9 protein-coding genes, 1 tRNA gene and 1 pseudogene are annotated in these 6,975 nt (G+C 68.9%); 1 reads left to right on the top strand and 10 read right to left on the bottom strand.

Features of this window, described 5'->3' with window-relative positions:
- Positions 1 to 28 precede the first annotated feature (28 nt).
- Positions 29 to 403, bottom strand: a complete 375-nt coding sequence (locus tag G6021_RS08030) for a DUF3817 domain-containing protein (RefSeq protein ID WP_182641022.1) — start codon at positions 401 to 403, stop codon at positions 29 to 31.
- The gene (locus G6021_RS08025) at positions 400 to 942 is read right to left on the bottom strand and encodes a hypothetical protein (protein ID WP_182641021.1); all 543 of its coding nucleotides are present in this window, start codon (positions 940 to 942) and stop codon (positions 400 to 402) included. The genes G6021_RS08030 and G6021_RS08025 overlap by 4 nt, the downstream gene beginning before the upstream one ends.
- Before the next feature lie 58 nt (positions 943 to 1,000).
- On the opposite strand from G6021_RS08025, the gene G6021_RS08020 reads away from it, so the two are divergent.
- Positions 1,001 to 1,082 (top strand) — tRNA-Leu (locus G6021_RS08020).
- Between the two features lie 16 nt (positions 1,083 to 1,098).
- Here the strand turns inward: G6021_RS08020 and G6021_RS08015 are convergent.
- The 8 genes and pseudogenes from G6021_RS08015 to G6021_RS07985 form a co-directional block, all read right to left on the bottom strand.
- Positions 1,099 to 1,488, bottom strand: coding sequence for a CBS domain-containing protein (locus G6021_RS08015; protein ID WP_179524858.1), 390 nt, complete (start codon positions 1,486 to 1,488; stop codon positions 1,099 to 1,101).
- Positions 1,489 to 1,551: 63 nt separating this feature from the next.
- The gene (locus G6021_RS08010) at positions 1,552 to 1,902 is read right to left on the bottom strand and encodes a transcriptional regulator (protein WP_182610538.1); all 351 of its coding nucleotides are present in this window, start codon (positions 1,900 to 1,902) and stop codon (positions 1,552 to 1,554) included.
- Positions 1,899 to 2,570, bottom strand: coding sequence for a DUF1538 domain-containing protein (locus G6021_RS17240; protein WP_241736470.1), 672 nt, complete (start codon positions 2,568 to 2,570; stop codon positions 1,899 to 1,901). Before G6021_RS17240 ends, G6021_RS08010 begins: the two co-directional genes overlap by 4 nt.
- A 180-nt stretch (positions 2,571 to 2,750) precedes the next feature.
- A pseudogene (locus tag G6021_RS17235) lies at positions 2,751 to 3,213 on the bottom strand (DUF1538 family protein); the annotation flags it as partial.
- A gap of 263 nt (positions 3,214 to 3,476) precedes the next feature.
- Positions 3,477 to 4,037 carry a gluconokinase, GntK/IdnK-type gene (locus tag G6021_RS08000; protein WP_259845023.1) on the bottom strand — a complete coding sequence of 187 codons (561 nt, stop codon included), beginning with the start codon at positions 4,035 to 4,037 and terminating at the stop codon, positions 3,477 to 3,479.
- Positions 4,038 to 4,065: 28 nt separating this feature from the next.
- Complete coding sequence (locus G6021_RS07995) at positions 4,066 to 4,929, bottom strand: maleylpyruvate isomerase family mycothiol-dependent enzyme (protein ID WP_182610899.1); 864 nt, start codon at positions 4,927 to 4,929, stop codon at positions 4,066 to 4,068.
- A 173-nt stretch (positions 4,930 to 5,102) separates the two neighbouring features.
- The gene (locus G6021_RS07990) at positions 5,103 to 5,240 is read right to left on the bottom strand and encodes a methionine/alanine import family NSS transporter small subunit (protein WP_179524862.1); all 138 of its coding nucleotides are present in this window, start codon (positions 5,238 to 5,240) and stop codon (positions 5,103 to 5,105) included.
- Positions 5,241 to 5,243: 3 nt separating this feature from the next.
- Positions 5,244 to 6,863: a sodium-dependent transporter gene (locus G6021_RS07985; RefSeq protein ID WP_182641020.1), complete on the bottom strand. Its 1,620-nt coding sequence runs from the start codon at positions 6,861 to 6,863 to the stop codon at positions 5,244 to 5,246.
- Between the last annotated feature and the right edge of the window lie 112 nt (positions 6,864 to 6,975).

Here is a 6,975-nt window from a genome sequence, read left to right as displayed (position 1 = left end):
ATCGGCGCCGGTTCAGATCGGCGCCGGCTCAGATCGCGTATTCGGCCCGGACGTCCCGGGTCCGCTTGTGCTCGAACCAGAACGACAGGAACGGGACCGTCCCGGCCAGGGCGGTCAGCAGGGTGCGGGAGGCGGGCCACCGGGCCTTGATCGCCAGGTCGAGGGTCATGAACAGGTAGAAGATGTAGAAGACACCGTGGGCCTGTCCGATGTAGGTGAACCAGTCGGGAGCGTCCGAGGAGTTCTCCAGGATCAGGTACTTGTAGATCATCTCGACCGTGAGGACCAGCAGCCACACGCCGGTGATCCAGGCCAGGGCGCGGTACCGGGCGAGCGCTCCGCGGACCTTGCCGTCGGGATCCGGCTTGCGGTTGTCGGTCTCCGGGGTGGCTGCGACGGTCATGTGGTGTGTCTCTCCTGGGAACGGTCACCGGCGGCCGCGTCCTGTCGGGCCAGCTCGGCGAGGTACGTGTTGTAGGCGTCCAGACCCTCGTCGCGGGTCCGGACCTCCTTTACGGGACGTCGGGTGGGCAGGAGATCGGCGGGGATCTCCGTGACGATCTTCTCGCGCCCGCGCGGACCCCGGCGTGGGGGCGACCCGTCGGGGTGGCCGCCGACCTCGTCGTCGTCACCCTCATCCCCGTCGGCATCGGCCGCGGGGATGGCCGTATCGGCCTCCTCCGCCTCCAGCCGCACGTACTTCAGGTACGCGTACACCAGGAACCCCGCCAGGAACGGCCACATGAAGGTGTAGCCGAGGTTCTGCACCGTGCCCGTGGCCTCCTGGTAGCGGGCGAGCTGCCAGAACCCCATCCCCAGGCAGAAGATCGAACCCAGGACGACGAACGCGATCCACGAGGGGCGGTGCCTGACCTTGGTCGAGACCGGCGGACCGGAGGCGGGGTCGCCTCCGACCGTGCGGTCGCTCAGGGTGTCGGACACCCCTCCACGATACCGCCGACGGCGCGGTAAGCTCACCTCGCCCGGCACCCCCGGGCGGGCGCCCGTGGCGGAATTGGCAGACGCGCTGGATTTAGGTTCCAGTGTCTACGGACGTGGGAGTTCAAGTCTCCCCGGGCGCACCGCACAGATCGCGGTTCAGTCGAGCTCGTCGATCAGCCGGGCGAGGATGTCGTTCATCGTGAGCAGACCGATGAGGTCGTTGCCGCGGACCACGACCAGGCGGTTGAGGTGGAACCGGCTCATCATGGCCGCGGCCTGGTTCACCGACAGGTCCTCTCCCACGGTGATGGCGGGCTTGACGGCGGCGTCGTAGACGTTGAGCAGGTCCACGTCGCCCTCCTCGACGACGATGGCGCGCAGCAGCTCGTTGTAGCTGAGCAGACCGTAGGCATCGTGGGGGTGCTGGCGGTCGACCACGAGGCTCTTGACTCTGTGGGAACGCATCATCGACAGCGCCTCGCGCAGGGTGGCGTAGGGGGAGATGGTGATCACCTCGGGCACCATGACCTGTTGGACGGTGAGCATTGGGGGTCCTCCTGGGTTGGACGGGCGGGGTGGGGCGTGCGCGGGGGAGCGGGTGGGCGTGACTCAGGTGTTCTCCCGGCGCATGTACTCCTCGAACTTCACCAGCTGCCGGGGGTCGATCCCGGTGAGGTGCTCGATGGGGACGTTGAAGGCGATGCCGTGGGAGTTGTCCCCGTCGACCAGGATCTCGTGCAGGGATTTGAGGATCGGGGTGGCCAGGTGGGTGCCCACGACCATGAGCAGCACCGACTGGGAGCCCTCGAACGTCAGGCCGAAGAAGGTCTTCTTCTGCTGCGCGCCGATGCCCTTGCCCTCCAGGATCGTCACCCCGGTCGCCCCGGCCCGTTGCGCGACCTCGATGGCGGTGTCCTCCAGTTCCGGGGGGGCGATCACTACGACGGCCGTGAATTTCATGTCGATTCCTTCCGCAGGCGGGGGACTCTCTCGAGGGCGATGGCATAGAGCAGGACGGAGATGATCGGGAAGATCGAGGCGGAGGCGATGAGGCCGAAGCCGTCGAGCAGCGCGCTGCGGCCGTCGATGGCGCTGGCCAGTCCGATGCCCAGGGCGGTGACCAGCGGCACGGTGACCTCGGATGTGGTGACCCCGCCGAGGTCGAAGACCAGGGCGACGATGTACTTCGGGGCCAGGACAACCAGGACGATGACCACGGCGTAGGAGACCATGATGAAGTAGTGCAGCGGCCCGCCGGACAGGATGCGGTACACCCCCAGCGCGATTCCGACCGCCACCCCCGTGGCCACGACCAGGCGGATGGCGGTGGCGTTGATCCCGGCCGGCGAGACGTTCTCGGCCTGGTCGGCGATGGCCACCAGGGCCGGCTCGGCCATGGTGGTGGCGAACCCGATGAGCAGGGCGAACAGCAGGATCAGCGCCGGCACGCCGCGGTCGATGAGCTGCTCGGCCATCTGCGTGCCCAGCGGGAAGAGTCCCATCGTCAGGCCCACCACGAAGGCGTAGAGCCCCACCAGGACCATGACGAACCCCACGGCCACGCGCAGCGGGTGGGACAGCTTGCGGCGCAGCGCGACGTACTGGAAGAACAGGACGACGATCACCATGGGCGCCACGTCGCGGACCATCTCCGCCAGGCCCACCACGTGCTCCAGCCAGAGCGGGGTGGAGCCCTGGTCCGACCCCGTGGTGGGCGTACCGCCGCCACCGCCGAAGGTGTAGACCCACATCCCGTAGAGCTGCACCCCGATCATCGGGACCATCACACACAGCGCGACCAGGCCGAAGCCGTCCGTGAGGGCGCTGCGGCCCCGGATCGAGTTGGCCAACCCGATCCCGATCTCGGCGATCAGCGGCACGGTCACGACGTTGGTGGTCACCCCGCCGGAGTCGAAGGCCAGGCCCACGATCTCCGGCGGGGCCACGAACGTGGCCACCAGGACCACCACGTAGCCGCCGATGAGGATCCGGTGGACCGCCCACCCCCGCAGCACGCGCAGGATCCCCAGGACCAGGACGAGACCCACGGACACGGCGAACCGCGATCAGGGCGGGTTCGGCCACGACCGCGGCGAATCCGATGGCGAAGCCGAAGGTGAGCAGCAGCCCCAGGGCCCCGCGGCGGGTGAACTGGTTGGCGAGGTTCTTGCCCACCGGGAACACGCTCAGGTCCAGGCCCTGGAGGAACAGGGCGATCCCCACCCCCACGATGAGCAGTCCGGCGACCAGCTGTAGCGGGTCCTCGGGCATCCGGCGGAAGACGAGCAGCTGGAAGGCCACCACCACGGCCACGATGGGCAACAGGTTCCTCAGGGCTTTCCGGAACTCCTGGGCGAAGTGTCGGAGATGCTCCATGGAGGCTGGGGTCCTCTTCCGGGGTCGGGTCGACAGGCGGCCTGGATCCCAGTCTGACGTACGACCACCGGGGCGTCCACGGAACGGTCGCGGGACCGTGGTCGGTCCACCGGGTCGGTGCGACCTCACCGCCGACTCACCGCGGACTCACCGCCGGCTCACCGACGACGGTCCTTCCGGAGCGCGGCGAGGGCCCTGTCGGCGATCTCCTCGACCGGAAGCGCGATCGGGCAGGTGATCCCGTCCTCGTCCGGACCCAGGGACTCCAGGGTGGCCAGCTGCGATTCGAGGATCCGGTGGGATGCGAAGTGCCCGCGTCGAGCGGCGAGGCGGGCGGCGAGGAGCTCCGGGTCGGCGCCGAGTTCGACGAAGAACACCGGCCGGTCGACGTCCCGGAGGACGTCGCGGTAGGCGCGGCGCAGTGCCGAACACGCGACGACGACGCCGGGGTCCGGGCCGGTGCGGACCCCCTCCCGTTCCCGCTCCCGCATCCTGTCCCGAACCTCGTCGAGCCACGGCCCGCGGTCGAGGTCGGTGAGCGGCTCGCCGGCGCCCAGCTTCCGGCGGTTGGCGGGGGGATGCAGGTCGTCGGCGTCGAGGAACAGGGCACCCGTCCGCTCGGCGATCGCGCGGGCGACGGTCGACTTACCGGCCCCGGACACCCCCATCACCACGATGTGCGCAACGGCCGCGGGCAACGGCTCTGCCCGATTCGGCACCGGCCCCGTCGGAGTCGCCACGGGCCTGTCAGATGGTGAAGGCCATCGACCCGAGGATCCTCCTGCCCAGGTCCTCGTCGCCACTGATCTCCACGCCGTTGCCGGGTTCGGCGGTGATCCTGCCGGTCGCCGCACGGACGAAGGTCGGGGTGTCGAACACCAGCTCGACCGTGGTCCGCGCGGAATCGTCGACGTCCACGAGTCCCGCCCGGCCGGCGACCATCACGTCGACGGCCATCGGGAGATCGGTGTCGGACTCACCCGTGACCCGGAACCGGACGCGGGCACCGTCCGGGGCGCCGGCCTTCTTGCCCACGGTCCGGGGGAGGGAGCGCACGATCTCGTCGAGGGCGAACCGCCCCGGGCCGCTGCCGAGGTGGTGTTGCATGCCGAGGGCGTGGCGGATGTCGTCCTCGTGGATCCAGCAGTCGAAGACGCGCACGCCCATGAAGCGACGGAACGGGACGCGACCGACGGGGGAGTCGGACTCGGCCTCGAACTGCTGCGGGGTCATCTCGGCGAGCTGTCCCGTGCGCTCGGCCACCGCCTCCCGGAAGTCCGCGAACGCGTCCTCGACCGCCAGCGGACGGGCCTCCTGCACGAACTTCTCGTTGAGCTCCCCGATGGGGTTGCGGACGTACTCGTCTGCCGAGGGCGGGAGGTCGACGTCCGGTACCGGTTCGCCCGAGAGCAGGTGCTCCGTTCCGGCGATGTGCGCCACCACGTCGCGGACGGTCCATCCGGGGAGGGCCGTGGGTGCGGCCCAGTCGTCTCTCTTCAGTCCCGCGAGGAGCTCGTCGAGGCGCTTCCACTGCTGGATCAGGTGGCGCACCTCGACGGGTGCGCCGCCGGTGGGTTCTGTGGTGGTGGCGTCGCGGCTCTCGGTGTCCATGGTCACCAGGTTACTGCCGCCGTGGGGACGGACCCGGCGACTTGACCGTCAGCGTTCACGATGCAGTGACAGTTCCGGTGCGATGACTGGTCCGGGCACCTCGACGACTCCGGCCCCGGCGCCGCTGTGGTGTGCGGACGCCGGGGCCGGCGATCAGGTCGTGCGGCGCGAGGTCAGAGTTCGCGCGCGGGACGGGCTGTGGCCCCCTCCGGGTCGTCGGGGTGACCGACGTAGTGCACGATGCTGGCGACGAGTCCGCCCCAGATCACGAGCAGGAACAGCACCATCATGATGATCGCGGGAGCGTCCATGGCTCAGGCCTCCTTGGGCGTGTGGGTGGGAGCCGGGTTCTCGTCGGGACGGGTGAGTCCCTCCTCGTAGCTGTAGTCGCTCGGGTCGTCGTCGACGCTCGGCGGCCCGTCGAGCTGGCGGGCCCCCCGCCAGGGCAGGGCCGACAGGACGATCGACAGGACGAGGATGGTCCCGATCATGCCCCAGCCCCAGACGCCCAGGATGGCGGCGTCGTATCCCTCGTAGGGCTCGGAGACGAGGGACATGATCTCGCGGATCAGGGCGTAACCCAGGACGATCGGCGTGATGACCGCCAGGCAGACGATCCAGAACGTGCCGACCTTCCACGAGGACACCGAGTTGAGGTGGTCGCGCAGTGTGGGGGCCAGCCGCATCACGAAGATCACCACGATGAGGGCGATGAGGGTGATGCCGACGATGCCGAGGCTGTTGACGAACTTGTCCATCACATCGAGGTTCTGCAGCCCGGTCTCGGTGGGCATGAGCAGGATCGAGGCGACCGCCATCGGGATGCCCACGGCCAGCACCGAGACGGTGCGGCTGCTGCCCATCTTGTCCTGGAAGGACGAGATGACCACCTGGACGATGGAGATGAGCGAGGTGATGCCGGCCAGGATGAGGCAGATGAAGAAGACCACGCCCCAGATCGGGCCGCCGGGCATCTGCGAGATCAGAGCCGGGAAGGCGATGAACGCCAGACCCGGACCGCCGCCGACGTCCTCCCAGCCCGCGCCCGCCGACGTGGAGACGAGGAAGCCGAGCGTGGCGAACACGCCGATGCCCGCGAGGACCTCGAAGGCGGAGTTGGAGAAGCCCACGACCAGGCCGGAGCTCGTGAGGTTGGACTTGCGCTTGAGGTAGGACGAGTAGGTGAGCATGATGCCGAAGCCGACCGAGAGGGAGAAGAAGATCTGGCCGTAGGCCGCGATCCACACGCTCGGCTCGGTGAGCACGCCCCAGTCCGGGGTGAAGAAGTTGTTGAGGCCGTCCATCGCGCCGTCGAGGAAGAGCGACCGCACGACGAGGGCGGCGAAGAGTGCCACCAGGAGCGGGACGAAGAGCAGCGCGGTCCGGCCGATGCCGTTCTGGACGCCCGCGAGCAGGACCCCGAGCGTGACGATCCACACGACCACCAGGACGAGCGCGATGCCCGGGACGAAGTCGATCCCGAACCCGCTGCCGGCGCGGAGGAAGTCCTCGGCGAAGAACGTGGCCGACTCCTCGTACGTCTGCCCCCAGCGTTCGTCGACGGAGAACCACGCGTAGCAGGCCGCCCAGGCGATGATCACCGCGTAGTAGACCGCGATGACGAAGGACACCAGGACCTGGATCCAGCCGATCGGCTCGGCGAAGCGGTTCATCCGTCGGAAGCTCAGAGGGGCGGAACCGCGGAAGCGGTGCCCGATGGCGTAGTCGAAGAACAGCAGCGGGAGACCCGCGGTGAGCAGTGCCACGAGGTAGGGGAGCAGGAAGGCGCCGCCACCGTTGTCGTACGCGACGAAGGGGAAACGCCAGATGTTGCCGAGGCCGACGGCGGAGCCGATGGCGGCGAAGACGAAGACGGAGCGACGGGAGAATGTCTCTCTCGGTGTCACCCCACCTTGGTTGGGCGGGCTGGTCATGGTCGGCTCCTTGTCGGGCGATCGGGCGGCGGATCCGCCGGGTGTGACGGAACGACGATAGGTGTGGTCCCCACAACTCCCAACATCTAGGGCGTGTCTCCCAATCGGCGTA

Source organism: Dietzia sp. CW19, assembly GCF_014145265.1.
Taxonomy (GTDB): Bacteria; Actinomycetota; Actinomycetes; order Mycobacteriales; family Mycobacteriaceae; genus Dietzia; species Dietzia natronolimnaea.
Note: the sequence above shows the minus strand (reverse complement) of the source record. Positions and strands in the feature narration are given on the sequence as shown.

Excerpts from the sequence above, each read along its gene's own strand:
- G6021_RS08030 (WP_182641022.1), bottom strand. The coding sequence starts at position 403 with ATGACCGTCGCAGCCACCCCGGAGACCGACAACCGCAAGCCGGATCCC.
- G6021_RS08015 (WP_179524858.1), bottom strand. The coding sequence starts at position 1,488 with ATGCTCACCGTCCAACAGGTCATGGTGCCCGAGGTGATCACCATCTCC.
- G6021_RS08010 (WP_182610538.1), bottom strand. The coding sequence starts at position 1,902 with ATGAAATTCACGGCCGTCGTAGTGATCGCCCCCCCGGAACTGGAGGAC.
- G6021_RS17240 (WP_241736470.1), bottom strand. The coding sequence starts at position 2,570 with ATGGTGATCGTCGTCCTGTTCTTCCAGTACGTCGCGCTGCGCCGCAAG.
- G6021_RS07995 (WP_182610899.1), bottom strand. The coding sequence starts at position 4,929 with ATGGACACCGAGAGCCGCGACGCCACCACCACAGAACCCACCGGCGGC.
- G6021_RS07990 (WP_179524862.1), bottom strand. The coding sequence starts at position 5,240 with ATGGACGCTCCCGCGATCATCATGATGGTGCTGTTCCTGCTCGTGATC.
- G6021_RS07985 (WP_182641020.1), bottom strand. The coding sequence starts at position 6,863 with ATGACCAGCCCGCCCAACCAAGGTGGGGTGACACCGAGAGAGACATTC.